The organism is Nocardiopsis sp. iso_40, from assembly GCF_056173285.1.
In genome coordinates this window covers 75567-100527 of record NZ_CM149666.1, presented here as the reverse complement: position 1 = coordinate 100527, position 24961 = coordinate 75567, and the positions used below count along the sequence as shown (strand labels likewise).

At 71.2% G+C, this 24961-nt stretch carries 24 protein-coding genes and 1 tRNA gene; 12 read left to right on the top strand and 13 right to left on the bottom strand.

Annotation, left to right across the window (positions count from 1 at the left end; all coding sequences use genetic code 11):
* Positions 1 to 57 precede the first annotated feature (57 nt).
* Positions 58 to 348 (top strand): hypothetical protein, encoded by a 291-nt coding sequence (locus AC0VYD_RS00450; RefSeq protein WP_475478051.1) that lies wholly within the window; start codon positions 58 to 60, stop codon positions 346 to 348.
* Here the strand turns inward: AC0VYD_RS00450 and AC0VYD_RS00445 are convergent.
* From AC0VYD_RS00445 to AC0VYD_RS00435, 3 genes are all read right to left on the bottom strand, one after another.
* Positions 345 to 1262 carry a universal stress protein gene (locus AC0VYD_RS00445; RefSeq protein ID WP_475478050.1) on the bottom strand — a complete coding sequence of 306 codons (918 nt, stop codon included), beginning with the start codon at positions 1260 to 1262 and terminating at the stop codon, positions 345 to 347. The genes AC0VYD_RS00450 and AC0VYD_RS00445 overlap by 4 nt on opposite strands.
* Before the next feature lie 98 nt (positions 1263 to 1360).
* The gene (locus AC0VYD_RS00440) at positions 1361 to 2287 is read right to left on the bottom strand and encodes a universal stress protein (protein WP_475478049.1); all 927 of its coding nucleotides are present in this window, start codon (positions 2285 to 2287) and stop codon (positions 1361 to 1363) included.
* A gap of 88 nt (positions 2288 to 2375) precedes the next feature.
* A complete protein-coding gene (locus AC0VYD_RS00435) occupies positions 2376 to 4223 on the bottom strand; it encodes a MinD/ParA family ATP-binding protein (protein WP_475478048.1) in 1848 nt (615 codons plus the stop codon).
* 197 nt (positions 4224 to 4420) lie between these two features.
* Between AC0VYD_RS00435 and AC0VYD_RS00430 the strand changes: the two genes are divergently transcribed.
* Complete coding sequence (locus AC0VYD_RS00430) at positions 4421 to 5395, top strand: NAD(P)H-quinone oxidoreductase (protein ID WP_475478047.1); 975 nt, start codon at positions 4421 to 4423, stop codon at positions 5393 to 5395.
* A gap of 33 nt (positions 5396 to 5428) precedes the next feature.
* Positions 5429 to 5977 (top strand): bacterial proteasome activator family protein, encoded by a 549-nt coding sequence (locus AC0VYD_RS00425; protein ID WP_475478046.1) that lies wholly within the window; start codon positions 5429 to 5431, stop codon positions 5975 to 5977.
* A gap of 142 nt (positions 5978 to 6119) precedes the next feature.
* Here AC0VYD_RS00425 and serS read toward each other — a convergent pair whose 3' ends face one another.
* A complete protein-coding gene (gene serS, locus AC0VYD_RS00420) occupies positions 6120 to 7412 on the bottom strand; it encodes a serine--tRNA ligase (RefSeq protein ID WP_475478045.1) in 1293 nt (430 codons plus the stop codon).
* A 146-nt stretch (positions 7413 to 7558) separates the two neighbouring features.
* Here serS and AC0VYD_RS00415 point away from each other — a divergent pair, with 146 nt between their 5' ends.
* Positions 7559 to 7732 (top strand): hypothetical protein, encoded by a 174-nt coding sequence (locus tag AC0VYD_RS00415; protein WP_475478044.1) that lies wholly within the window; start codon positions 7559 to 7561, stop codon positions 7730 to 7732.
* An 11-nt stretch (positions 7733 to 7743) separates the two neighbouring features.
* Here AC0VYD_RS00415 and pheA read toward each other — a convergent pair whose 3' ends face one another.
* The 7 genes from pheA to AC0VYD_RS00380 all read right to left on the bottom strand — a co-directional run bounded on the left by pheA (position 7744) and on the right by AC0VYD_RS00380 (position 13888).
* On the bottom strand, positions 7744 to 8691 hold the full coding sequence (pheA, locus tag AC0VYD_RS00410) for a prephenate dehydratase (protein WP_475478043.1): 948 nt from the start codon (positions 8689 to 8691) through the stop codon (positions 7744 to 7746).
* Between the two features lie 10 nt (positions 8692 to 8701).
* On the bottom strand, positions 8702 to 9343 hold the full coding sequence (locus AC0VYD_RS00405) for a DUF4446 family protein (RefSeq protein ID WP_475478042.1): 642 nt from the start codon (positions 9341 to 9343) through the stop codon (positions 8702 to 8704).
* Positions 9344 to 9394: 51 nt separating this feature from the next.
* Positions 9395 to 10198, bottom strand: coding sequence for a glycosyltransferase family 2 protein (locus tag AC0VYD_RS00400; protein ID WP_475480139.1), 804 nt, complete (start codon positions 10196 to 10198; stop codon positions 9395 to 9397).
* Positions 10199 to 10253: 55 nt separating this feature from the next.
* Positions 10254 to 10610 (bottom strand): STAS domain-containing protein, encoded by a 357-nt coding sequence (locus AC0VYD_RS00395; RefSeq protein WP_475478041.1) that lies wholly within the window; start codon positions 10608 to 10610, stop codon positions 10254 to 10256.
* A 120-nt stretch (positions 10611 to 10730) separates the two neighbouring features.
* Positions 10731 to 11336 (bottom strand): ATP-binding protein, encoded by a 606-nt coding sequence (locus AC0VYD_RS00390; RefSeq protein ID WP_475478040.1) that lies wholly within the window; start codon positions 11334 to 11336, stop codon positions 10731 to 10733.
* A 226-nt stretch (positions 11337 to 11562) separates the two neighbouring features.
* Positions 11563 to 13488, bottom strand: a complete 1926-nt coding sequence (locus AC0VYD_RS00385; protein WP_475478039.1) for a sensor histidine kinase — start codon at positions 13486 to 13488, stop codon at positions 11563 to 11565.
* Between the two features lie 67 nt (positions 13489 to 13555).
* The gene (locus tag AC0VYD_RS00380; protein WP_475478038.1) at positions 13556 to 13888 is read right to left on the bottom strand and encodes a rhodanese-like domain-containing protein; all 333 of its coding nucleotides are present in this window, start codon (positions 13886 to 13888) and stop codon (positions 13556 to 13558) included.
* Positions 13889 to 13970: 82 nt separating this feature from the next.
* On the opposite strand from AC0VYD_RS00380, the gene AC0VYD_RS00375 reads away from it, so the two are divergent.
* Entirely contained in the window at positions 13971 to 14492 is a 522-nt protein-coding gene (locus tag AC0VYD_RS00375; RefSeq protein ID WP_475478037.1) for an SSI family serine proteinase inhibitor, read from the top strand.
* A gap of 59 nt (positions 14493 to 14551) precedes the next feature.
* Here the strand turns inward: AC0VYD_RS00375 and AC0VYD_RS00370 are convergent, their stop codons facing one another.
* Positions 14552 to 15163, bottom strand: a complete 612-nt coding sequence (locus AC0VYD_RS00370) for a TenA family protein (RefSeq protein WP_475478036.1) — start codon at positions 15161 to 15163, stop codon at positions 14552 to 14554.
* 264 nt (positions 15164 to 15427) lie between these two features.
* Positions 15428 to 15510 (bottom strand) — tRNA-Leu (locus AC0VYD_RS00365).
* Positions 15511 to 15739: 229 nt separating this feature from the next.
* Between AC0VYD_RS00365 and AC0VYD_RS00360 the strand changes: the two genes are divergently transcribed.
* The 7 genes from AC0VYD_RS00360 to pknB all read left to right on the top strand — a co-directional run bounded on the left by AC0VYD_RS00360 (position 15740) and on the right by pknB (position 24902).
* The gene (locus tag AC0VYD_RS00360) at positions 15740 to 16504 is read left to right on the top strand and encodes an FhaA domain-containing protein (protein WP_473037317.1); all 765 of its coding nucleotides are present in this window, start codon (positions 15740 to 15742) and stop codon (positions 16502 to 16504) included.
* 295 nt (positions 16505 to 16799) lie between these two features.
* On the top strand, positions 16800 to 17300 hold the full coding sequence (locus AC0VYD_RS00355; protein WP_191276095.1) for an FHA domain-containing protein FhaB/FipA: 501 nt from the start codon (positions 16800 to 16802) through the stop codon (positions 17298 to 17300).
* Positions 17297 to 18658: a Stp1/IreP family PP2C-type Ser/Thr phosphatase gene (locus tag AC0VYD_RS00350; protein WP_475478035.1), complete on the top strand. Its 1362-nt coding sequence runs from the start codon at positions 17297 to 17299 to the stop codon at positions 18656 to 18658. The genes AC0VYD_RS00355 and AC0VYD_RS00350 overlap by 4 nt, the downstream gene beginning before the upstream one ends.
* A gap of 4 nt (positions 18659 to 18662) precedes the next feature.
* Complete coding sequence (locus tag AC0VYD_RS00345; RefSeq protein WP_475478034.1) at positions 18663 to 20069, top strand: FtsW/RodA/SpoVE family cell cycle protein; 1407 nt, start codon at positions 18663 to 18665, stop codon at positions 20067 to 20069.
* The gene (locus tag AC0VYD_RS00340; protein ID WP_475478033.1) at positions 20066 to 21520 is read left to right on the top strand and encodes a peptidoglycan D,D-transpeptidase FtsI family protein; all 1455 of its coding nucleotides are present in this window, start codon (positions 20066 to 20068) and stop codon (positions 21518 to 21520) included. The genes AC0VYD_RS00345 and AC0VYD_RS00340 overlap by 4 nt, the downstream gene beginning before the upstream one ends.
* Complete coding sequence (locus tag AC0VYD_RS00335; RefSeq protein ID WP_475478032.1) at positions 21520 to 23016, top strand: serine/threonine-protein kinase; 1497 nt, start codon at positions 21520 to 21522, stop codon at positions 23014 to 23016. Before AC0VYD_RS00340 ends, AC0VYD_RS00335 begins: the two co-directional genes overlap by 1 nt.
* A gap of 80 nt (positions 23017 to 23096) precedes the next feature.
* Positions 23097 to 24902 carry a Stk1 family PASTA domain-containing Ser/Thr kinase gene (gene pknB, locus AC0VYD_RS00330; protein ID WP_475478031.1) on the top strand — a complete coding sequence of 602 codons (1806 nt, stop codon included), beginning with the start codon at positions 23097 to 23099 and terminating at the stop codon, positions 24900 to 24902.
* The last annotated feature ends 59 nt before the right edge of the window (positions 24903 to 24961 follow it).

Below are 24961 nucleotides of genomic sequence, written 5' to 3'. Positions count from 1 at the left end.
CCGCCCCGCGCCCGCGTGCGGGGCCGGACGGGCACCGGCGGCAGGAAGCTCCTCCGGTTGGCCTGGACCTCCCTGGACCCCCACACAGAGCGGACACCCCCACCGCATGGTCCCGGCCTCCCCCAGGCCCCGCGCCCCTGGTGCCTGACCGTCAGCGCCGCCGTCACCGTGCTCGGCGCCCTCCGGCTCGTCTACGGACGGAACCTCAGCGGATGGTGGGCGTTCGGCACCTGGCTGCTCTGTCTGCTCCTGGCCTCCCACACCTGCGTGCAGGGGTGGGTCCTGTACTTCCAGGACCGAAAGGACACAGGGGACGGGCCACCGGGCCCGCCCCCTGATCCGCGCTAGCCGTCCTCGTCGGCGTTCCTGGGGAGCACCACCACCGGGACCTTCGACCGGTGCAGCACCCCCTGGCTCACCGAACCCAGCAGCAGACCCCGCACGCTGCCCCTGCCCCTGGATCCCACGACGACGGCGTCCGCCTCGGCCGAGGCCTCCAGGAGGGCGTCCACCGGGTTGGACCGGCTCCGCACGATGGAGACCTCGACGTCGGTGTCCTCCCGCTGGTCGTCCATGACGTCCGCCAGCAGCTCCGCCACCAACTCCTCGGACTGCTTCTCGAACACGGTCTCCTGCGGCTGGTAACCCGCGGCGGCCATCGCGAGCGGGTCGTAGGGGTAGGGCACCTCCCAGCTGTTGACCACCACGACCTCGCCCCCGGTCTCCGCGGCCATGCCCACGGCCAGCCCCAGGGCGCGCCGGGAGTTCTTGGAGGCGTCCACACCGACGATGATCCGGTCCAGCTTGGTGGTGGCCGGTTTGCCGCTGTCGTCGGACGGGACCACCACGACCGGGCACGGGGCCTGGGCGGAAACCCGGACACTGACGGAACCCACGAACATCGACGCGACAGAGCCCATGCCCCGGGTCCCCAGCACGATCAGGTCACCGGGGTGGCTCTGCCGGATCAGGGCCAGCGGCGCCTCCTCCAGCGCGGTCACCGACTCGATCTCCACACCCGGCTGTGCCTTGCGGACGTGTTCCACCGCATCGGTGATGATGCTGGTGGCCTGACCAGAGATCTCCTCACTCGGTGTGAACCGGGTCGGTCCCCCGTAGGCGGACACGATCAGCGGCATACCCAGAGCGTGCACGACGTGCAGCGGAACGCCGCGGCGCGCCGCCTCCGCCGCCGCCCACTCCAGGGCGGCCCCGGAGTGGTCCGATCCGTCCACACCGACGACTACTTTGCTGTTTGCCATGGTTCCCCCTTTAGGCGCTGCCCACCATCATCACCGAGTACAGCACGATCGTGCGGGACCGGCACAGGACAGAAGGCCCTTTGGACGCGCGACCTTGGTCATCGGTCCGTCTCGTCGGAGTGCGGGGGCAGCACCGCGACCGGGCCCCGTGCGTCGTGCAGCACCCCCTGGCTGGTCGAACCCAGCACCAGCCCCCGGACGCCGCCGCGGCCCCGGGAGCCCACCACGATCAGGTCGGCGTCCTCGCCCGCCCTGAGCAGGGCCTGCGCAGGGTCGGCCTGCATCCGGACGGCGGTGATGTCCAGGGCCTCGGTCCGGTCGTCGACCACCTCGGCCAGCACCCCGGCGACGATCTCCTCCGACTGGCGGTCGAACACCTCCTCGTGCAGTGACTGGGCGTCGGCGGCCAGCGACGCCGAATCCTCCGGCAGCGGCACCTCCCAGCTGTTGACCACCACCACCGAGGAATCCGTGACCAGTGCGTGGTCCAGGGCGAAGCGCAGGGCCCGCCGAGAGGAGTCGGAGCCGTCCACACCGACGACCACCTTCCCCCGGTGCCGGTCCCGTCCGTCCGGTTCGGGCACCACGACCACCGGGCAGGGCGCGTGTGCGGAGGTCCGTACGCTCACCGAGCCGAGCACGATCGCCCGGACCGCGCCCAGCCCGCGCGAGCCGACGACGATGACGTCACCGTGCCCGGCCTCGTCGAGCAGGACCTGCGGTGCGTCCTCCAATCCCAGCACGGTCGCCACGTCCAGGTCCGGACGGGTGCCGCGGGCGTACTCGGCGCTCTCGGCGAGCAGCTCCTGCCCGGCCTCGCGGTGGACCGCCGCGACGACGCCGGGCCGCTCCACGCCTGCGCCGGGCAGGGTCCCCGCCGCCGTCGGCGGGCGGAGACCGTGCACGATCCTGAGCTGTTCCCGGCGCCTGGCGGCGGCCTCCACCGCCCAGGCCAGGGCCTCGCGGGCGGCGGCTGAGCCGTCGACCCCCACGATGACCGCTGGCGGGCGTTCCTGTGCGTTCATGTCCACCTCTTCCACTCCCCTCCATTCTCGGGACCGCGCGGCGGGAAACCACCGAGGGGCGATCCGCGCGTTGTCGGGGCCCCACCGGTCACGGCTGGCGGGCGAAGGCCTCCCCCACGCTCGCGGCCAACTGGAGGTAGGCGTCCCTGGTGGCGGGGGCGAGCTGCTCCAGGTCCACCTCGGCCCCCTCCTCCAGGTGCCCGTCCCAGGGGACCCGCACCACGGACCGGCACCGCCCGGCGAAGTGCTCCTCGAGCCGGTTCAGGTCGACGCTGCTCTTGCTGTTGGAGCGCACCATGGACAGCACCACGGCCGCACCCCGGACCAGCCCCCCGTGCCCGTGGGCCTCCAGCCAGTCGAGGGTCGCGCTGGCGCTGCGGGCGCCGTCCACGGAGGCCGAGCTCACCAGCACCACCTGGTCGGCGAGGCCGAGCACCCCGCGCATGGCCGCGTGCAGGAGTCCCGTCCCGCAGTCGGTGATGCAGATGGAGTAGAAGTGCTCGACGATCCGGGCCACCTCGCGGTAGTCGGCGTCGCTGAAGGCCTCCGAGACCGCCGGGTCGCGGTCGGAGGCGAGGATCTCCAGGCGGCTGGGCGCCTGGGAGGTGAACCCGCGGATGTCGGCGTAGCGGGAGACCAGGTGGCGTTCGTTGAGCAGGTCCCGAATGGTGGCCGCGGTCTCCAGGCGCACCTTGTCCGAGAGCGTGCCCCGGTCGGGGTTGGCGTCGACCGCGAGGACCCGGTCACCGCGCAGGGAGGCCAGGGTGGACCCGAGGGCGACCGTGGTGGTGGTCTTGCCGACCCCGCCCTTGAGGCTGAGCACGGCCACCCGGTGGTGCCCCGTCGCGACCGGGGTGCAGGCCCGGGCGACGAGCTCCCGCTGGCGCAGCACCCGCGGCGACTCGCCCGGGTTGATCAGGCCGAGGCTGGCGGTGTGCACGGCCCTGCGCCACCCCCCGCCGGGGCCCTGGCGGCGGTTGCGGACCAGGGTGGCGGCGTTGAGCGAGTCCGAGGTCTCCCCGTGGTTCGGGTCCTGGCGGCGGGCGGGGGCCTGCCCCGGTCCGACCCACGGTGCGGGGTCCGGCCCGGGGTCGCGCGGCCCGGTCAGGGACGGCGGCGGGCTCGGCCGGGATGACGGCGGTTCGGTCCGTTCGGTCGTGGCCGGTTCCGGGGCCGGAGCGTTCACGGGGGTGTTCCGGAGGCCGGATACGTCGGGGAACCCGGCGCCCGTGCCCTCCGGAGCTGGCCCGCGCCAGGGGGCGGCCGCCGGTCCCGGGCGTTCGGGGCCCGGTTCTGCGGGGGCCGGCCTCCCGGGTCCCGGGTGTTCGGACTCCAGCGGGGGCAGTTGTTCGGGTTCGGGGACGTCCGGGTCGCTGCGCAGCTTCCGGGGCCCCAGGGGATCCTGTTCACCGCGGTCCGCTCCTCCGGGGCGGGCGGGCCGTTGCGGCCTGCCGTCCCGCCACGGGACGGCGGGCCGGTTAGGACGGCTCCGGACGCCCGGCACCAGCCGGACCGTGCTGCTCCGCGTCTCCTCGGGGTCGTCCGGGACCTCCTCATCGGCCTGCTCGCCCCCGGAGGTCTCCGCACCGCCCTCGGGGGCCTCCGCGGCTCCGGGGGCCTCGGGCTCCTCCGGCTCCTCGGGGGCTTCGGGGGTCTCCTCGGGGTCGGGCGCCGGGTAGGCGGCCCCCGGCGACGGGGGCGGGGCGTCCTCCGGCAGCCGGGCGTAGGGGGGCGGGGGCGGAGCCGCGCCCTCGAACCCGCCGAACCACTGTTCCCTGGGGCTGGGCGAGGACACGGCCGGGTCCGGGTCGGCCCCGGCCGACGGCTCACCGGTCCCCTCCGGGGCGTCCGCGTCGTCCGTCCGCCGCCAGATCGGCTCCGTGCGCTCGTGCGGCTCCGGCTCGGCGCCTGACCCGTTCTGCTCGTGCTGTGCCACCGGGGCTCTCCTGCGTCAAGGGGGTCTGCTGTGGAGGAAGGGCCCTCCCGTAGGGGAGTGTCGGGTAACGGCCCTCGGGTGTTCTCTTACCCGCGCAGACACAGCAAAGCATCCTTCCGGGCCCGCCGACCAGAGATCCGGCGCCCCGCCCCCAGGTCGGGTGCCGCCCGGCCGCGCGGCTGGGTACTGTCGGCCACATGCACGCGATCCGAATCACCGAACCGGGCGGACCCGAGGTCCTGTCCTGGTCCGAGGTCCCCGAACCGGCCCTGCAGCAGGGCGAGGTCCTGGTGGAGGTGGCAGCCACCGCCGTCAACCGGGCCGACGTGGCCCAGCGGCAGGGCAACTACCCCCCTCCGCCCGGCGCCTCCGAGTACCCGGGTCTGGAGTGCTCGGGCACCGTCCTGGAACTGGGACCGGGAACGCAGGATTCCGGATGGTCCGTGGGGGACGAGGTCTGCGCCCTGCTGACCGGGGGCGGTTACGCGGAGCGGGTGGCCGTGCCGGTCGGCCAGCTCCTGCCGGTCCCGCGCGGGGTCGGCCTGGCGGAGGCGGCGGCCCTGCCCGAGGTGGCCTGCACCGTGTGGTCCAACCTGGTGATGGTCGGCGGCCTGCGCTCCGGGCAGACCGTCCTGGTCCACGGCGGCGGCAGCGGCATCGGCACGTTCGCCGTCCAGTTCGCCCGGGCCCTGGGAGCCCGGGTGGCCGTCACCGCGGGCAGCGCGGAGAAGCTGGAACGCTGCCGTGAGCTGGGCGCCGAGATCACCGTGAACTACCGGACCGAGGACTTCACCGAACGCCTGCGGGCCGAGGGCGGCGCCGACCTGATCCTCGACATCATGGGCGGCTCCTACCTGGACGCGAACCTGCGTTCGCTGACCGCGAACGGGCGCCTGGTGATCATCGGCCTGATGGGCGGGCGCAGGACGGAGATCGACCTGGGCCGCATGCTGGCCAAACGGCTCTCCGTCCAGGCGACCACGCTGCGTTCCCGTCCGGCCGCGGAGAAGGCGGCCATCGTCTCGGGAGTACTGGAGGAGGTCTGGCCGTTGGTAGAAGAAGGAGCCATCCGTCCCGTCGTGGACCGCACCCTGCCCCTGACAGACGCGGCGGAGGCGCATCGTGTCATGGAGTCGAGCGCGCACACCGGCAAGATCCTTCTCACCCGTTGACAGCGTGCCGAACAGAGCCGAGCTAGGGAATCGATGAGCAACGCAGACAACCAGAAGGACCCGGAGGTCCTGGTCGTCGGAACCGACGAGGACCACGGATCCGGGAGCGAGGACGGTTCGGGGGAACCGCGCTCGCTCACCGACATGGTGGAACAGCCCGCCAAGGTGATGCGGATCGGCAGCATGATCCGCCAACTGCTGGACGAGGTGAAGGCGGCCCCGCTGGACGAGGCCAGCCGCGCCCGACTGAAGGAGATCCACACCTCCTCGATCAAGGAGCTCGAGGACGGCCTCGCGCCCGAGCTCATCGAGGAGCTGAACCGGCTGACCCTGCCCTTCGCCGACGGTTCGGCACCCAGCGACGCCGAGCTGCGGATCGCCCAGGCCCAGTTGGTGGGCTGGTTGGAGGGGCTCTTCCACGGCATCCAGACCACTCTGTTCGCCCAGCAGATGGCGGCCCGCGCCCAGTTGGAGAACATGCGCAAGGCACTCCCCCCGGGGCTCTCCGGGCTCCAGGCCCAGGGGCCGGGCGCCGAGGGCCAGGGCGAGCAGCCGCACACGGGGTCGGGCCCCTACCTGTAACGGAGGCCGGGGCGCCGCCAGCACGGACACCGTGCGGCGGCCGCCGCGTACACGAGAACACCGCGTACGTGAACGGAGCCCGTCCCCGGTGCGGGGCGGGCTCCGTCGTGCCGCCGGTCGGCCCGTCGCGGGCCGCCGGGGGCTACTTCTTCCTGGCCGTGCCGCCCTTGGGCGCCTGGACCGGTTCGATGACGTCCCTGCCCAGGTAGGGGCGCAGGGCTTCGGGGACGACCACGGAACCGTCCTCGCGCTGGTGGTTCTCCAGGATCGCGACGATCCACCGGGTGGTGGCGAGCGTGCCGTTGAGGGTGGCGGCGAAGCGGGGCTTGCCGTCGGAGTCCCGGTAGCGCACGTTGAGCCGCCGGGCCTGGAACTCGGTGCAGTTCGAGGTGGAGGTGAGCTCGCGGTAGGTCTCCTGGGTGGGGACCCACGCCTCGCAGTCGTACTTGCGGGCCGCGCTGGTGCCGAGGTCCCCGCCGGCGATGTCCACCACGCGGTAGGGCAGGCCGAGCTTGTCGAGCATCTGCCGCTCCCAGGCCAGGAGCCGCTTGTGCTCCTCGTGCGCCTGGTCGGGGTGGGTGTAGACGAACATCTCCACCTTGTTGAACTGGTGGACCCGGATGATGCCCCGGGTGTCCTTGCCGTAGGAACCGGCCTCGCGGCGGAAGCAGGACGACCAGCCGATGTAGCGGTTGGGCAGCGCGTCGGCGGGCAGGATCTCGCCGCCGTGGTACCCGGCCAGAGCCACCTCGGAGGTGCCCACGAGGTAGAGGTCGTCGTCGGGCAGGCGGTAGACCTCGTCGGAGTGCTCGCCGAGGAAACCGGTGCCCTCCATGGTCTCGGGCTTGACCAGGACCGGCGGGATCATCGGGGTGAAACCGGCCTCGACCGCCTGGTTCATCGCCATGTTGAGCAGGGCCAGCTCCAGCTGGGCGCCCACTCCGGTGAGGAAGTAGAACCGGGCACCGGAGACCTTGGCGCCGCGCTCCATGTCGATGGCGCCGAGCATCTCGCCCAGTTCCAGGTGGTCGCGCGGGGTGAAGTCGAACTCGCGGGGCTCGCCGACGGTCTCCAGGACCACGAAGTCGTCCACACCGCCCTCGGGCGCCCCCTCCTCGACGAGGTTGGGCACGCGCACCAGGACGGCGTCGAGCTCGTCACCGAGACGGCCGGCCTCGGCCTCGGCCTCCTTGACCTCGGCGGAGAGCGCCTTGGCCCGGGTGAGGAGCTCCTCCCGTTCCTCCGGCGAGGCCTTGGAGACGGATTTGCCCACGCTCTTCTGCTCGGCGCGCAGAGTCTCGAACCGGCCCAGCGCGGCACGCCGGTCGGAGTCCAGTTCGAGCAGCCGGTCGGCGACGGAGGGGTCCTCGCCGCGGGCCCGCTGCGATGCACGGAGTCGTTCGGGGTCTTCTCGAAGAGCGCGAAGGTCGATCACGTCTTGCAGGTTACCGCCCGCCCCAACCCCGGCCCACATCTTTTGCCGACAGTCACGTCATGGAAACCCACCGTCCCCGTATCCCCATCGACAGGGTCAGCCGGGAGCGAGGGTCCCCGGCGGCACAAGGATCGTGGGGAGTAGTCGTGAAACCGCTGGGTGAGATGACCACCGAGGAACTCGCCGGAGCCCTGGAGGCGCTCGACGACGCGCGTCCGGAGGACACGGCGCTGCGGCTGGCGCTGTACCTGGAGCTGCGCCGCGCGGCCGCGGAGGAGTGGTTGTTCGAGGACGGGCCGCCGATGCCCGTGCAGGTCTGAGGCGCGCGCCCTCAGTCGGTGTCGCCGGCGCGGATGCGGGCGAGCCAGAGCTCGGCCTCGGCGAAGTCCGCGTCGGTGGCGGAGCGCGGACGCATCGCGGGGGCGGTCCCGGTGTCGCGGCCGCCGCGCGGGTAGCTGCCCAGGAAGCGCACGTCCCGGCAGACGCGGCGGATGCCCATGAGGGCCTCCCCCACGCGGGCCTCGGCCACGTGTCCTTCGGCGTCGATGCAGAAGCAGTAGCTGCCCAGGCCGTCGCCGGTGGGGCGCGACTCCAGGCGGGTGAGGTTGACCCCGCGAACCGCGAACTGGTTGAGCACCTCGATGAGCGCACCGGGGTGGTCGTCGGCGATGAAGGCGACCAGGGAGGTCCGGTCGGCGCCGGTGGGTTCGGGGAGCGCCCCGGACCTGGACAGGTAGATGAAGCGGGTGGCCGCGTCGGAGCGGTCGCCCACCCCGGTGGCGAGGGCGTGCAGCCCGTAGCGCTCGCCCGCGATGACGGCGCAGATCGCGGCGTCGTAGGGCGCGCCGGGCTCGGACACGGCGCGCGCCGCGGCGGCCGTGGAGGAGACGGTGTGGGTGTCGGCGTCCGGGATGTGGCGGGAGAGCCAGCCGCGGCACTGGGCGAGGGCGTGGGGGTGGGTGGCCACCCGTTTGACGTCCTCCAGCACGGTTCCGGGGCGGGCGAACAGGGCGAACTCGACCGGGACCGCGGTCTCCCCGGTGACGAGCAGGGGTTCGCCCTTGATCAGTTCGGCGATCGTGGTGGTGACCCCGCCCTCCACCGAGTTCTCCAGTGGAACGACCCCGCCGTCCGCGGTTCCGGAGCGGACCGCGTCGAAGACCGCCGCCACCCCGTCACACGGGACGCGGGACTCGTCGTCGGCGTCGGGGCGCAGATCGCGCAGGGCGGCTTCGGTGAAGGTGCCCTCGGGGCCGAGGTAGGCGTAACGGTTGGGCATGCTGTTCAGGCTATACGGCCCCGGTGCCCGGGGAGGGCCGCTTCCCGGTCCGGGGCCCGGCCGCCCGCGGGCCGTCGCTCCCCCCGGGGCCAGCGGGCCCGGGGTCCCCTGCGGCGGTGGCGGTCCCCTCGGCGGATCCGGTGTCCGGCCCGCCCGGTTCGGAGCTCCCGGCTCCCCGGACCACCGTGACCATCGCGTCCGGCACCTCGTGGGCCGGACGGTCCGCGTGGGCCCGGCCCGGTCCGGGGGCGGCGGGTTCGGTGACCGGGGAGCCGATCCCGTTGCCCAGGCGCGCTGAGCGGATCACCCGGTACTCCTCGGGGCTGAGCAGGTGGTCGGCCTCGCCCCGGGTGACGGCCTTGGCGTAGGTGCGTGTTTCCGTGCGCCCGTTGATGGAGGTGACGACCACCCCGTCACCGTGGCTGTTGAGCATGGCCAGGGAGAAGGACCGGGCGCCCGACATCTCCTCCAGGGCGTCGTAGTGCAGCACGGCGACGTCGCGGACGGCGCGGGGGTCGGCCCCCGAGCTGTTGACGGCCAGGGCGCGCTGGGCCAGTGCGCGGTACTCGGTCCGGATCTCGCGGGTCCTGGACAGCGCGTACACGCCGAGGGCGAGCCCGCCCGACCCGGCGAACAGAGCGATGGAAGCCATGAGCATAGTGAGCACAGCGCGAGCGTAACGCTACCCATCGCGCCCATGGGGTCACTCTTGGCGATTTTTGCGAGCAATCCGCCCTGTTCCCCGGGAGCGCCCGCGAACAGTGCTTCGGGGGCGCCCGAACACGCCCTGCCATGTCCGGCGCAGCGCCGGTCGCAGCTCCCGCGCGGCCAGGGCCCGCGCCACGTCAGCGAACTGACGCGCCCGGTGCAGCTGGGCCCGCAGGTCCGCGCCGGTCGCCCGGTGCTCCAGGGGGACCTCGACCTCCACCACCCGGAACCCGCCGCGCAGGACGTCGATGGTCAGCCCCGTCTCCACGCCGAAACCGGGGGCGAGCGGGCGGGCCGCGGCGAAGGCCTCACGGGTCAGGCAGCGCTGTCCGTTCAACGGCTGCTCGGGTTCCCAGCCGGTCACCCGGCGCACACCGTCCCTGGCCAGGCGGACCACGAAACCGTGGCCGCCCAGGCGCATCCGGGTCGCGGGGAACAGGGCGATGGTCATGTCCGCCGCACCATCGAGGACCGGCTCCACCAGTGCCGCCGCCCCCTTGGCGGTCGCGCCGAGGTCGGCGTCGAGGAAGAGCAGGTGGCGCGGGGCCCGTACGGCACCCTCGGCCCCCTCGTCCTCCTCCAGGGCCCGGACCCCCTCGGCGCCCGACTCCATGGCCGCGCCCTTGCCCCGGTTGCGGCTGTGCCTGAGCACCCTGGCCCCGGCCTCCAGCGCCAACTCGGCGGTGCGGTCGGTGGAACCGTCGTCGACCACCACGATCAGGTCGACACCGGGGAGCGTGCGCGCCGCGGTGACGGTGGTGCCGATGCGTTCGGCCTCGTTCTTGGCGGCGATCACCACGGCGACCCCCGCGCCGGTGGGCCCCGCGGGGCCTGTGCGCGCCACCGGTACCCGGTTAACGGGCGTTGCCGGTCCCCGCGGCCACCGGCAACGCGTCGAGGTCGGAGTGGATGAGGAAGACCTCGTCCAGGCCGGTGACCTGCAGGACCTTCATGACCGCCGGTGTGGGCGCGACGAGCTCCAGGTCGCCCCCGGCGCCACGGGACCGCTTCATCGCGGAGAGCAGGACGCTGATCCCGGTCGAGTCGCAGAACTCCGCCCGCGACATGTCGACGACCAGACGTCGCGTTCCCGCCCCCAGTGCCTCGATGAGCTCGGTGCGCAACTGGGGTGCCGTGTACAGATCGATCTCACCACCAACGGTTACCACTGCGACGTCGTCCTGAGATCGGCTTGATATCTTCAACTCCACAGTCGTGACTGTAGCGTTCAGGACAGGGGCGGGCCACCTCGTTGGCGGTGTTTCGCTGTATCGGTCGCGTTCCTCCGGCCCGGACCCCGGACCTGCCCCTCGGGAGAGGGTCGGCCGGCCTCAGAGAAGGGCGCCCCAGGCAGGTTCGTGCGTCTGGACCCGCAGGTCGAGATCGAACACGTCGGTGGAGTCCCGGTCCGCGCGGTCGCGGCCGGCGACGGGCAACGCGGTGACGGTGCCGTACCGGCGGTCGGCCGGGTCCTGCGCAAAGATCTCCAGCACCGCCCACACCGTGGTGGTGGTCGCGTCCATCTCGGTCCCCCAGCGGCCCGCCAGGGTCTGCACGATGCCCAGGCCCCGGCCGCCCAGACCGGACACGGAGGGCCGCGCCACCCGCGGCATGCTGGTGGACCCGCCGTCGCGCACCGAGACCTCCAACCAGCCCCCGGTCGGATCGCCCGGATCCACCTCGCCCCGCCAGGACACGCCCACGGTGTCTTCGGGGAGTGGGCTCGCGTGCCTGAGGGCGTTGCTGACCAGTTCGCTGAGGATGAGGGCGGCGTCGTCGATCCGGTCGGCGCAGACCGCCATGGCGCGCAGATCCGCGCACATCCCCTGCCGGGCCCTGGTGACGCTCTCGGGTACGTAGGGGAGGACGACGCTCCGCTCGATCTTCCGAGGGCCTTGGGGTTCCCCGTCGTCGTACGCGGTGTTGTCTCCTGACACGGCTTTCGTCCCTGCGAGTTCGTGTTTCTCGGCCAGCCCGGAACCCGCCCGAAGTGTGCCAGCGAATTCCACCAGGGGTGGAAATGCCCCGATCCCGCGCGGGGGAAACCCGATCGGGGGCGGATCCCCGGCGGCGGCACCGGTCGCACACGCGCACATCGCCTACGCCCCAAGGCTTCGGGGCTCCTGAGGTTTTTGCCTTTTCCTGCGGGAGACGGTGCCCTGCCTACGCCTTTGCCGAAGGAATCCCCGTTCCGCCCCGGCTCTTCGGCGTTTCGGACACGACCGAGCCGAGTTCGGCGTCCTCGCCCCGGTGCCGGGGCAGGGTCACCCGCATCCGGGTGCCGTTCGCCAGCCGGTGGGCGGTCACCTCACCGCCCTGTTCCCGCACCAGTTGGCGGACGATGTAGAGGCCGATCCCGAGCCCGCTGTAGCCCCTCCGGTCGCCCCGTTCACCGCTCTGGAAGAACCGCTCGAAGATCCGTTCCTCGTCACCGGGGTCGATACCGACGCCCTCGTCGTCGACGTGGATGGTGACGGTGTCCTCGCCCTTCCGCGCCCCGACCCGCACCGCCCCGCCGCTCGGGGAGAACTTCAGGGCGTTCTCCAGTAACTGGTCGATGACCATGCCGGTGACCAGGGGGTCCCCGACGGTCCAGAGCGTCCCGCCGGAGTCCAGCGTCAGCTCCTGCCGCTCGGCCAGCGGCCGGAAGGCCGCGACCGCCTGGCCGAGCAGCTCCACCAGGTCGAAGGGCACCTTGTCGACGGTCATCTCGCCGCTCGCCACATCCGACCCGAGCCGGAGCCGTTCCACCAGTTTCGCGAGCGAACGCGCGCGGTCCAGGATGATCTCGCTCGCCTCCTGGCGGCCCTCCGGCCCCAGGCGCTCGCCCTTGCGGGACAGCAGGGCGGCGTACCCCTGGATCACCGTGACCGGGGTCCGCAGCTCGTGCCCGGTGCTGGCCAGGAAGAACTCCCGCTCCTCCTCCAGCGCCTTCTGCGCGGTGATGTCCCGGAAGTCCACCACCCACTCGTCGGTGTTCGGTATCCGCGCCATGAGGATCTCCAGCCAGCGCCCGCCCTCGTTCTTGTGCTTGACCGGTTCGCCGTGCGCGGTGGGGATCGGGAAGGGCGGCGGCTGTCCCACCATCTGCTCGGAGGTGTAGCCGGTCAGCTCCGCGGCGGAGCGGTTCCACTTGCGGACCCTGCCGTCGTAGTCGAGTACCGCGATCCCGTCCGCGCTGGAGTCGGAGACCGCCTGTTCCCTGGCGCGCTGGAGCTTGAGCTCCTCGTAGGCCATGGCGTTGCCGATCGCCACCCCGGCGTGCTCGGCGAGCAGCTCCAGGAGCTCCAGCTCCACGTGGCCGACCTTGCGCTGGCTGTACAGCGCGTACAGGGCACCGTAGGGGCGGCCCTGCACGTTGGACACGCACAGGGCGATGGTGTGCAGGCCGGGCAGGTCGGCCCAGACCAGGTCCTCCAGGCTGCGGGTGGCGCTGTTGGCCAACAGCACGGACTTCCCGCTGCGCAGGAGTTCACCGAACAGGCTCGACTCCAGGGGAGCGCTGACCCCGTACAGCTCCTCGGACAGGTGGGTGAGGCTGACGAGCTCCACACGGTTCTCGTCGAGCAGGACGAAGCCGCCCGCGTCGGCGCCGGTGAGCTCGGTCAGACTGCTGATGATGCGGTCCAGGACCGACTTCAGGCTGAGGTCGGCGTTGATGTCGGCAACCACGTCGGTGAGCCGGCGGACCAGGCGGGCACGCTCCATCGCGGAGGTCTGGGCCTGGACCTCCTTCTCACTCGGGTAGAGCACGAGCACCCACCCGGCGTGCCGCCCCTGGTCGTCGTGCACGCAACCGGTACTGACCCGGACGTCGACGGCGGTCCCGTCCTTGCGCAGGCGCCGGGTGAAGATCGTCAACGGGGTTCCGGCGCGCACCTGTTCGAGCACCGCACCGTACTCGGGCCTCAGTTCCTGGGGGATGATCGGCAGCTCGCCGCCGAGCACCTCGTCCGCACCCCAGCCGAACATCCGTTCGGCCGCGGGGTTCCACACGGTGACTCGGAGCTCGCCGTCGATACCGATCACCGCGTCCGCTGAAGAGGCCAGCACGGCTTCGGCGCTGAGGGGCGCGCGCTCGGAACTCACGTCGTCATAGTGCCACCTGGAAGCCCCCCGATGGCAGAGCTTCGCGCAATCCGACCAAATTCGACGGTCACAGGACCCGGGGCTCCCCCTCGCCGTCCGCCGTCATGTCGCGCGCCGCGTGCTCCCATGCCTGCATGCCGCCCGCGACGTTCACGGCGTCCCAGCCGGCCTGGTTGAGCGCCATGGTGGCCTGCCCGGAGCGGCCGCCCGAACGGCAGATGACGTAGACCCTCCGGTCCCTGGGGACCTCCTCGGCGCGTTCGCCGAGCTTCCCCAGCGGGATGTGCACGGCGCCGGGCGCGTGGCCGGCCCTCCACTCGTCGTCCTCCCGGACGTCGAGCAGGTATACGTCCTCGGGAACCTCGTTCACGAGGACCTCAGCGACCTGTCCACCGAACATGATGGTGACCCCCTGTGTCAGGTGTGTGCCAGAAAATCAGGAACCGGCGGAACGGCGTGCTCGGGACCCGCGTCCAAGGGGTATGCGTGAGCACACCTTCGCCACGGCCCTGCCGACCCGCCTCGCCGCACTCGCAGCTCTTGGCCTGCTTATCACGGCCTGCGGCAACGAGCCCGTCGAGGTGAACGCACCGGCACCCGAGGCCGACGCCACCGAGACCCCCCAGACCGACGCCACCGAAACCGACGCCTCCGAGGAGAACGAGTCCGCCGAGGTGGAACTCGTGATCGAACGCTCCCTGTCCGATGAGGACGGCCTGCCCGCCGAGGAGGGCTTCGAGGAGGGCGAGTGGACCCTCACCTGCTCCCCCGCCGGCGGTAGCCACCCCGACCCCGAAACGGCCTGCGCCGAGATCGAGGAGGTCGGGACCGAGCCGTTCACCATGGACACCTCCGACATGATGTGCACGATGCAGATCGGCGGCCCCGAGGTCGTCCACGTCACCGGCCAGGTGAACGGTACCGAGGTCGACACCGAGTTCAACAAGCGCAACGGATGTGAGATCGAGCGCTTCGACCAGGTCGGCTCGGTGATCAATCCCTGATCCCGACACCCGTGGGGGCGGACCGCCCGGTCCGCCCCTCCCCGTCGTGCGCGGCGCCCCTACGTGTAGGGGGTGTCCCAGAAGGCGACCTCGTGGCGCATCCCCTCCAGGAAGAAGCGCTCCGCCCGCTCCGGGTCGGGCTCGGCCTCCTGGAGCATGCGGCCGTACCGCTCCGTCAGTTCGGTGAAGCCCGGGTCGGCGTAGGTGTCGATCCACCGCTGGTAGCGGGGGTCGTCGGGGCGGGCCCCGGCCAGTTCGAGGCCCAGGGTGTTGTAGCCCCACATGCAGGGGTAGACCGCGGCGAGCCCGTCCCGGTAGTCGGCCGCCGCGTCCAGGATCCAGGACGTGTAGGCCGCGCAGGCGGGCCCCTTGTCCCTGGTGGTCAGGTCGGCGCCGAACTCCCCGGACAGGGAGCGGTGCAGTTCCAGTTCCTCGTTGAGGGTGCTGTGCGCGATCCCGACCAGGTCCGCCAGGTGCCCGTCCGGTGCCTGCCAGGCCAGCCGGGAGAAGGCCCGGGCGTAGTCGAGCAGGTAGAGGTGGTCCTGTTCCAGCCAGTAGCGGAAGGCGCGTTCGTCGAGGTCGCCCCTGGCGATCCCGGCGACGGTCGGGTGTGCGAGTTGTTCGGCGACCAGTGGCCGCCCGAGCTGGTGAAGGTGTTCGGTGATTCCCACGCCCGGAGTGTCCCATCCGGACGTTGTCGGCCCCAGACCGGGAGTACCGTCCCGCCGGTGACCGTTTCCGGCCCCGGAGGGGCGGGGACACCCCCGCCCCGTCTAACGATCGAAGATCGTTGCCGACGGCCGAAAGCCGTTGCGGAGGGCCGGAACACCATGCGGAAGGTACCCGAAAGCCTCTCGGTCCGAGGGTCCCGGGGACACGACGAAGACGGCCCCGGTCGCAAGTCTCGCTTGCTTCCGGGGCCGTCCAGATTCGAGTGGGCGAGGAGGGATTTGAACCCTCACATCCTTTCGGACACACGGACCTGAACCGTGCGCGTCTACCGTTCCGCCACCCGCCCGAGTGACATGCATTAAGTTGTGTTGCCAGGTGTTCCGGGCTTTCTGCCCGTTCCCCCTGGCGACATGAATAAGGCTAGCACGGCCTGGAGGTGGGTTGCACACCGTTTACGGAGGGCCCGGATCCGGCCGCTGGGAGGGGCTTCCCGGGGGTGCGCCTGAAAGCAGGGGCACCCCGGCCCGGTTACGATCGTCTACACATACGGAGTGGAGTACAAAGGGAGGTACCTCGTGGGAGTGCTCCAACGCTTCGAGCGCAGGCTTGAGGGCATGATCGAAGGCACCTTCGCGATGGCCTTCAAGTCTGAGCTCCAGCCGGTCGAGGTCGCGAGCGCGGTCCAGCGGGAAATGGACGAGCGGGCAGCGATCGTCGCCCAGGGACGCACACTGGTCCCGAACGACTTCATCGTCGAGCTTTCGGCCAGTGACAAGGAGCGCCTGGAGGTCTACGCCGACAGCCTCGGCCAGGAACTCTCCAAGCTGGCTCGCGACTACGCGACCGAACAGGGTTATTCCTTCGTCGGTCCGGTGCGGGTCCAGTTCAGGTCGGACGACGGTCTCAAGACCGGTCGCTTCCGCATCCGTTCCGGTGTCGTCCGCGGAACCATGGTGAAGGACGGCGAGGTCCGCCAGCCGGTCGGCGACCCGGGCCAGGGCGCGGGTCCGCGCCAGTCCGGCCGTCCCCGGCTGCTCATCTCGCCCGGTGGCGCGACCGCCGAGGGCAACATCGCCAGCCAGGGCATGCAGCAGTCCTTCGAGCTGACCACCCCGGTCACCCTGTTGGGCCGCGGCACCGACTGCGACCTGCGTCTGGTCGACAACGGGGTCTCGCGGCACCACGTCGAGATCCGGGTCGACGGCGACGAGGTCATCCTGGAGGACAAGGGGTCCACGAACGGGACCTTCGTCAACGGACAACAGGTCAGGCAGGCACGGCTGGTGGACGGGACCAGGGTCAGCCTGGGCCGCACCACCATGACCTTCCGCAGGGACTGACCGGCCCACACCCCGCGCAGCCGGAGGATCCGGCCGGGCCGGACCGCAACCAACCGCCCCGGGGCGGCGTCTGAAAGGTGGAAGTCCGGGTCAGGCCGGATACGGACCTGCTGTCGGATATCCGGCCGGGAGGGTAGTCTCCGCGAAGACCTGACCGATCGGGCAGAATGTCCGCGGCCGGACGGGCCGAGGACCAGCGACCCAGACTCACCGACCCGAAGGTGGGGCAGACACGGTGGCGGCGCCGATGACCGCCACCCCGGCCGAAGCACGACAGGGGCTGAAGAGCAGTTCGATGTCCAACTTGACCCTCATATTGATCAAGATCGCGTACCTCGCGGTGCTTTGGCTGTTCGTCCTCATGGCGGTCGGCGTCATCCGCACGGACCTCTTCGGACAGTCGAAGAAGAAGGCCAAGAAGAAGCCCCGGTCCTCCTCGGCCCGCCCGGCCCAGCGCCGCGCGCCGTCGTCGGCTCAGGCCCGGCCGCAGCGCCCGCGCCGCAACGAGCCCACGGTCCTGGCCGTCACCCAGGGCCCCCTCTCGGGCACCACGGTCAACCTGACCGCACAGCCCGTCCTCATCGGACGCGCCCCCGACTCGACCCTGGTCATCACCGATGACTACGCGTCGGGCCGCCACGCCCGCGTCTACTCCGAAAACGGCCGCTGGTTCGTCGAGGACCTCAACTCCACGAACGGCACCTACCTCGGCCAGCAGAAGCTGAACCGCCCCCAGCCCATCACGGTGGGTCAGCCCATCCGTATCGGCAAAACCGTCCTGGAACTGCGCAAATGACAATCGCTCTCCGATACGCGGCGTACTCCGACGTAGGATGCCTCCGCGAAGGCAACGAAGACTCCGGCTACGCCGGCCAACACCTCCTCGCGGTAGCCGACGGCATGGGCGGTTACGCGGGCGGTGAGGTGGCCAGCTCCATCGCCATCGGATCCCTCCGCCAGCTCGACACCCCGGACGACCCCCGGGCCGAGGAGATGGCCGAGGTCCTCCAGCGCGCCGTCGAGCGGGCCAACGAGTCGCTTGCCATCCGTATCCGGCAGGAACCCCAGCTGGAGAACATGGGCACGACCCTGACCGCCATGCTGTGGTCGGGTTCCCAGGTCGCGCTGATCCACATCGGCGACTCACGCGCCTACCTGCTGCGCGGACCGCGTTTCGAGCAGATCACCCACGACCACACCCTGGTGCAGACCCTCGTCGACGAGGGCAAGATCACCGAGGAGGAGGTCGCCACCCACCCGCAGCGGTCCCTGATCCTGCGTGCGCTGGACGGCAAGACCCCGGTCGACCCGGACATCTCCATCAGCAGGGCGAAGCCGGGCGACCGCTACATGCTCTGCTCCGACGGGCTGTCCGGCGTGGTCAGCAAGAAGACCATCCACGAGACGCTCGCCACCCAGAACGACCCGCGCGCGGCCGCCAAGAAGCTGATCGAGCTGGCCATCCGCGGCGGCGGGCCGGACAACATCACCGCGGTCGTCGCCGACGTCATCGAGACGGACACCGACCGCGAGGGCCCCACGCTCGCCGCCCAGACGGTCGGCGCCGCGGACCAGCGCGACGAGTCCACCGGCCCCAACGAGACCAGCCCGGCCAGGCGGGCCCAGGAACTGCGCGGCGGCGGTGACACCGCCGAGATGGACCCCGTCCGGGCGGACGTTCCGGGCCGGGAACCGGACGAGAGCCCCTACGAGGAGCAGCCGTACGACACCCACGACGCCCCGGCCCCGCGCGGCCGGGAACCCGAGGCGGAGTACCGCACGCGCAGCTGGTGGCCGATCATCCTCGTCTTCCTCGTCGTGGTCGCCCTGGTCGCGGGCGGCGGCTACTACTTCGGCCGCCAGTACATCGAGAGCCAGTACTACGTGGGCGCCTCCCCGGACGGCGAGACGGTCAGCGTCTACCAGGGCATCGACACCGACATCGCGGGCTTCAGCCTCTCCGAGGAGATCGAGAGCACCGACCTGAGGATCGAGTCCCTCCCGCAGGCCGACCAGGAACTGGTCGCGAACACCATCACGGCGGACGACCGGGAGGGCGCGGTCGGGGTCGTCGACGACCTCGAGGAAGCCGCGAGCGGTACCAGCGCGGACGAGAGCGCCGACAACGGGACCGAGACCGAGGAATCGGGGTGACCCCGTGAGCACCGCAACCCCCGAGGCGCCCACGGCGCTGCCCCCGGTCCAACGCCGCAACGCCGAGCTCGTCCTGATCGGGCTCACCATCGTCATCACCATGGGCGCGATGGCGGTCTCCGGGCTCAACCTCAACGGTGCCGTCCCCGGCGCCATGTGGGGGTACGGCCTGATCTTCGGTGCGATGGCGCTCGCCACGCACATCGCGCTGCGCTTCATCGCCCCCTACGCCGACCCCCTGATCCTGCCCTGCGCGCTGTTCCTGAACGGCATCGGCGTCGCGATGATCTGGCGCCTGGACGCCGCCGACTCCGGCGACATCGAGCACGCCGGTGTCGGCATGCAGCTGATCTGGACCGCGGTCGGCATGGTCCTGTGCATCGCCCTGCTGTTCTTCCTCAAGGAACCGCGGGTCCTGCAGCGCTACACCTACGTCAGCGCCCTGGTGGCGCTGCTCCTCATCGCGTCTCCGATGATCCCGGGCCTGGGCATCTCCGAATTCGGCGCCCGGCGGTGGATCGGGGTCGGCGGCTTCACGGTGCAGCCCTCGGAGTTCGCGAAGATCGCCCTGGTGGTCTTCCTCTCCTCGTACCTGGTCACCAAGCGGCAGGTGCTGTCACTGGCGGCCAAGCAGGTGAAGATCGGCCGGTTCAAGATCATGGACCTGCCGCGCGCCCGCGACTTCATGCCGATGGTCGTGGGCTGGGTCGCCGCGATCGGCCTGCTGGTCATCACCAAGGACCTCGGGACCTCGCTGCTGCTCTTCGGCACCTTCCTCGCGATGCTGTACGTCGCCACGCAGCGCTCCTCCTGGGTGATCATCGGGGTGACCCTGTTCCTGGCGGCGGCGACACTCGCCTTCCGGCTCTTCTGGCACTTCCGTCAGCGCGTCGACATCTGGTTCAACGCCTACGACCAGGAGGTCTACTACCGGCTGGGCGGCAGCGAACAGCTGGTCAAGGGCCAGATCGGGATGGCCTACGGCGGCACCACCGGCACCGGGATGGGCGGCGGCCAGGCGCACCACATCTTCGCCGCGGACAGCGACTTCATCCTCGCCTCGCTGGGTGAGGACCTGGGCCTGACCGGTCTCATGGCCATCCTGGTCGTCATCTTCCTCCTGGTGGAGCGGGGCATGCGTATCGCGCTGGCCTCCCGTGAACTGTTCGTCAAGATGCTGGCGAGCGGGCTGGCCTTCGTCATGTGCTTCCAGGTGTTCGTGGTGCTCGGCGGACTGACCCGGACCATCCCGCTGACCGGTATGACCACACCCTTCCTGGCCGCGGGCGGATCGGCCCTGATGGCCAGCTGGCTCATGATCGGCCTGCTCCTCCGGATGAGCGACAACGCGCGGCGTCCGGCCCCGCAGGCGATCCAGGACGAGGGGGCCACCCAGGTGATCCGACGATGAACACACCCATCCGACGCCTCAGCGTCTTCGCCATGATCCTGTTCGGCGCCCTGATGCTCCAGCTCACCTGGATCCAGGGCTTCCAGGCGGAGGCGATCCGCGAGGACCCGCTGAACGGTCGCCAGTACACCGAGCGGCTCACCGAGCAGCGCGGCCCGATCGTCGTCGGCGACGAGAACGTCGCCTTCTCCACGGACATCTCCGAGGAGGACGACCCGGCGCGCTACCAGCGGGAGTACACCGGAGGGGCCCTGTACACCCCGGTGGTGGGCTCCTTCCGCCAGTTCGGCGCCTCGGGCATCGAGTCGACCGAGAACGCCCTGTTGGACGGCAGCGACGACCGGCTCGCGGTGCGCAACTTCCGCGACATCATCACCGGCCGGGAGCCCGAGGGGGCGCGGGTCGAGCTGACCATCGACCCCGCGGTGCAGGAGGCCGGGTTCAACGGCTTCCGGGAGCTGGGCATGAACGGCGCCGCCGTCGCCATCGAGCCCGACACCGGGGCCATCCTCGGTTCGGTCTCCTACCCCTCCTACGACGCCAACGAGGTCTCGAGTGTCACCGACACCACCGAGGCCACCGAGAACTACGTGGCCCTGGAGAACGACGAGGACCAGCCCCTGCTCAACCGGGCCCTCCGAGAGCGCTACCCCCCGGGTTCGACGTTCAAGGTCGTGACCGCGGCCGCCGCCATCGAGTACCTGGACGCGGGTCCGGACAGCACGATGGAGGCCCCGGACGTGCTGGAGCTGGGCCGCACCCTGCCCAACGCCACCCCGGGCGGCACCTGCAACAACGGGCAGCCGGACACCCTGGCCCACTCGATCCAGATCTCCTGCAACACCTCCTTCGCCAACTGGGCGATCGAGGTGGGCGGCGAGAACCTGTCCGAGCAGGCCACGGCCTTCGGGTTCAACCGGGATGAGGACGAACTCAACGTCCCGATGAACGTGATCCCGAGTCGGGCCCCGGCCGAGGAGGACCGCAACATCCTGGGCCGTGCGGGCATCGGCCAGTCCAACGTGGAGGCCACACCGCTGCAGATGGCCATGGTCGCCGCCGGTGTCGCCAACTCCGGCGACGTCATGCACCCGTACCTGGTCGACTCGGTCCGCGACGCCGACCGCTCCGTCGTCACCCAGACCACCCCCGACGTGTACAGCCAGGCTGTGAGCCCCAGCACCGCGTCCACGCTCAAGGACATGATGGTCCGGGTGACGGGCCCGGACGGGTCCGGCCCCAACGCCGCCATCCCTGGCATGGACGTGGCGGGCAAGACGGGTACCGCCGAGACCGGCAACGACCTCGGAACCCACAACTGGTTCATCGGTTTCGCACCCGCCGACAACCCGCAGATCGCGGTCGCGGTGGTCATCGAGCACGGTGGCGGCAGCGGAGGTTCGCTGGCCGCACCGATCGCTCGCCAGATGATGGAGGCAGTGGTTCTGTAGTGAGCGCCTACGAGCCGTCTTCACGGAACGGCCCCGGTGAACTGGCCGGGGCCGTTCTGAGTGACCGTTACCGCTTGGAGGAGCAGATCGGCTCCGGAGGGATGGGCACCGTGTGGCGGGCGACCGACACACTGCTCAACAGATCCGTGGCCGTGAAGCTGCTCCACCCGGCCCAGATGGCCGAACCGACGGCCCGCGAGCGCTTCCGGACGGAGGGCAGGATCACCGCGGGGCTGTCCCACCCCGGTATCGCCCAGGTCTACGACTACGGGGAGGAGGAGGGCCGCGCGTTCCTGATCATGGAACTGGTGGTCAGTGAACCCCTCTCCCAGGTGTTGCGCGAGCAGGGCCGCCTCAGCGCCGACCAGACCCTCGACTTCGTGTGCCAGGCCGCCAAGGCCCTCGCCGCGGCGCACGCCCGCGGTGTGGTCCACCGCGACATCAAGCCCGGCAACCTGCTGGTGGCGGAGGACGGCCAGCTCAAACTGACCGACTTCGGTATCGCGCGCGGGGACACCTCGGTGACCCTCACGCAGACTGGCATGGTCATGGGAACCGCCCAGTACATCTCGCCGGAGCAGGCGTCGGGGCGGCCCGCGAGCGCGGCCTCCGACCTGTACGCGCTCGGTGTGGTGGCCTACGAGTGCCTGTCGGGACGGCCCCCCTTCACCGGGGACAGCCCCGTGGCCCTGGCCCTGGCGCACACCCGCGACGACCCGCCGGAGCTCCCCCCGCACGTCCCCGCGGAGATCGACAACCTGGTCTTCTCCCTGCTGCAGAAGAACCCGGGGGACCGCCCGTCCTCGGCGGGCGAGGTGGCCCACCTGGCGGCGGTCATCCGCTCCAACGCGGGCACCGGGCCGCCGACCCCGTCCACCGGGTTCAACGGCATGGCTCAGACGATGGTGGTCGGCGCCGTCCCGGACGACGGTCCGCGGAGCGGGCCGTCCGGGGCGTTCCGGCGTACCTCCGGCCAGAACCCCGTCCCTCCGGCCCAGGAGGGGGACTCGGCTACGCTGGCTGAGGACCCGGGGTCCGGTCGCCGGTCGCGGATGCCCATGGTGCTGGTGGCCTTGGCGGCGACCGCCCTGATCGCGGCCGCGGCCGTGGCCGGTTTCCTCTCCGGCGGTGACAACGGCGCCGAGAACGTCAACAACTCCACCAAGCCCCCGGCCTCGGACCTCACCTCCCCCCCCACACCCAGTGCGGAACCGGAGGAGGAAGAGGCTCCCGAAGCTCCGGTTCAGGTCGAGGAGACCCCCGAGTGGGTCCCCCAGCCCGAGGAGTGGGAGGAGACCGAGAGCCCCGCACCCAGCGAGGGCGAGGAGGAGGAACCCGCCTCCCCGGAGGACGAGGGCACCGAGGTCCCCGATGACGGTGACTCCGGCACGGAGGACCCCGGCACCGACGTACCTCCGGGGGATGAAGGCGGAGACGGCGACGACGGGGGCGGAGACGAAGGCACAGGGGACGGCTCTCAGCAGGGCGGCTCCTGAACAGGCAATGAGCGAGAGACGATCAGGGTAGGCAGCGGCCCGAGGGCGGCTTCCGGAAGACACGAGGATTAGTGCACGACATGTCCCAGCCCCGGCTCCTCGGCGGACGCTACGAACTCGACACAGTGGTCGGGCGCGGCGGCATGGCCGAGGTACACCGCGCACGCGACCTGCGGCTCGACCGCCTCGTCGCGATCAAGACGCTCCGACACGACCTGGCACGCGACCATATCTTCCAGGCGCGCTTCCGCCGGGAGGCGCAGTCGGCGGCCTCCCTCAACCACCCGGCGATCATCGCGGTCTACGACACCGGCGAGGACATGGTCGACGGGGTGTCCCTGCCGTACATCGTCATGGAGTACGTGGACGGCCGCACGCTCAAGGAGCTCCTCGACGACGACCGCAAGCTGCTGCCGGAGCGTTCGGCGGAGCTGGTGGACGGCATCCTGAAGGCTCTCGAGTACAGCCATGACAACGGGATCGTGCACCGGGACATCAAGCCCGCGAACGTCATGCTGACCCGGAGCGCCGACGTCAAGGTGATGGACTTCGGCATCGCCCGGTCGATGGACGACAACCAGGCGACGATGACCCAGACCTCCCAGGTCATCGGTACCGCGCAGTACCTCTCCCCGGAACAGGCGCGCGGTGAGCGCGTGGATCCGCGCAGCGACATCTACTCCACCGGCTGTGTGCTCTACGAGCTGCTCACCGGGCGCCCGCCGTTCACCGGCGACTCCCCTGTTTCGATCGCCTACCAGCACGTCCGGGAGGACCCGGTCCCGCCGTCCGAGGTGGACCCGCAGGTCCCGGACTGGCTGGAGGACGTCACCCTCCGGGCGATGACCAAGGACCGGGAGGAGCGGTACCAGAACGCCGCGGAGATGCGCGCCGACATCCAGCGCGGCCTGGCGGGGATGCCCACCCAGGCGGGCACCATGGCGATGGCCGCGGCGGGCGCGACCACCGCGCTGCCGCCCGCGAACGAGGGCCGGTACGAGGACTACGACGACTACGACGACGACTACCGGGACGACCGCAGGGGCGGCGGGGGCAAGACCGCACTGTGGGTGCTCCTGGCGCTCGGCGTGATCGGCTCCATCGCCCTGGTCTTCTTCCTCATCAACGGCGGGTTCGGCGAGAGCGAACCGGAGACGATGGCGATCCCCGACCTCGCGGGCAGTTCGCTCGCGGAGGCGGAGGCCGTGCTCATCGAGGACGGCTTCGAGAACTACCGCGACGAGGAACGGGCCAGCGAGGACGTGGAGGAGGGGACGGTCATCGAGACCGACCCCGGGGCCGGCGCCGAGGTCGAGGCCACCGACGCGATCGTCATCTACGTCTCCTCCGGCCCCGGGGCGGTGGAGATCCCCACGGTGGAGGGGCAGAACGAGTCCGAGGCGATGTCCACGCTGACCGACGCCGGGTTCGAGAACGTCACCACCGAACGCAGGGCGAACGACAGCATCGCGGAGAACAGCGCCGTCGGCACGGACCCCTCAGCGGGCAACGAGGTCGACCCCTCCGAGGAGATCACGCTGATAATCTCCTCCGGCCCCGACCAGGTGGGGGTCCCGGACCTGCAGGGGATGACGCGTGAACAGGCCCAGTCCGCGCTGGACCAGGCGGGGCTGACCGCCCAGTTCCAGGAGCAGGAGACCGCTGACGCGCCCGAGGACACCGTGATCGGCCAGTCCCCGGCCGCCGGGCAGAACGTCAACCCCGACACCACGGTGACCGTGACGATCGCGGTGGCCCCGGTCGAGGAGCCCGAGGAGCCCGAGGAGCCGGAGGAGCCGACCGGCCCGGAGGAGCCGACCGACCCGGAGCAGCCGGAGATCCCGCTGCCGCCGGGGGGCGACGACTTCATCTTCTCCAGGCCCTGATCCGACCAGCGGAAAGCCCGGAGGCGGGGGTGCTCGACGGAGCACCCCCGCCTCCGGGC

Bases quoted from the DNA above. Each gene is read 5' to 3' on its own strand.
- AC0VYD_RS00355 (WP_191276095.1), top strand. From the start codon at position 16,800: ATGTCCAACTTGACCCTCATATTGATCAAGATCGCGTACCTCGCGGTG.
- AC0VYD_RS00380 (WP_475478038.1), bottom strand. From the start codon at position 13,888: ATGTTCGGTGGACAGGTCGCTGAGGTCCTCGTGAACGAGGTTCCCGAG.
- AC0VYD_RS00425 (WP_475478046.1), top strand. From the start codon at position 5,429: ATGAGCAACGCAGACAACCAGAAGGACCCGGAGGTCCTGGTCGTCGGA.
- AC0VYD_RS00375 (WP_475478037.1), top strand. From the start codon at position 13,971: ATGCGTGAGCACACCTTCGCCACGGCCCTGCCGACCCGCCTCGCCGCA.
- pknB (WP_475478031.1), top strand. From the start codon at position 23,097: ATGTCCCAGCCCCGGCTCCTCGGCGGACGCTACGAACTCGACACAGTG.
- pheA (WP_475478043.1), bottom strand. From the start codon at position 8,691: ATGCCCAACCGTTACGCCTACCTCGGCCCCGAGGGCACCTTCACCGAA.
- AC0VYD_RS00350 (WP_475478035.1), top strand. From the start codon at position 17,297: ATGACAATCGCTCTCCGATACGCGGCGTACTCCGACGTAGGATGCCTC.
- AC0VYD_RS00440 (WP_475478049.1), bottom strand. From the start codon at position 2,287: ATGAACGCACAGGAACGCCCGCCAGCGGTCATCGTGGGGGTCGACGGC.
- AC0VYD_RS00445 (WP_475478050.1), bottom strand. From the start codon at position 1,262: ATGGCAAACAGCAAAGTAGTCGTCGGTGTGGACGGATCGGACCACTCC.
- AC0VYD_RS00430 (WP_475478047.1), top strand. From the start codon at position 4,421: ATGCACGCGATCCGAATCACCGAACCGGGCGGACCCGAGGTCCTGTCC.
- AC0VYD_RS00340 (WP_475478033.1), top strand. From the start codon at position 20,066: ATGAACACACCCATCCGACGCCTCAGCGTCTTCGCCATGATCCTGTTC.
- AC0VYD_RS00405 (WP_475478042.1), bottom strand. From the start codon at position 9,343: ATGGCTTCCATCGCTCTGTTCGCCGGGTCGGGCGGGCTCGCCCTCGGC.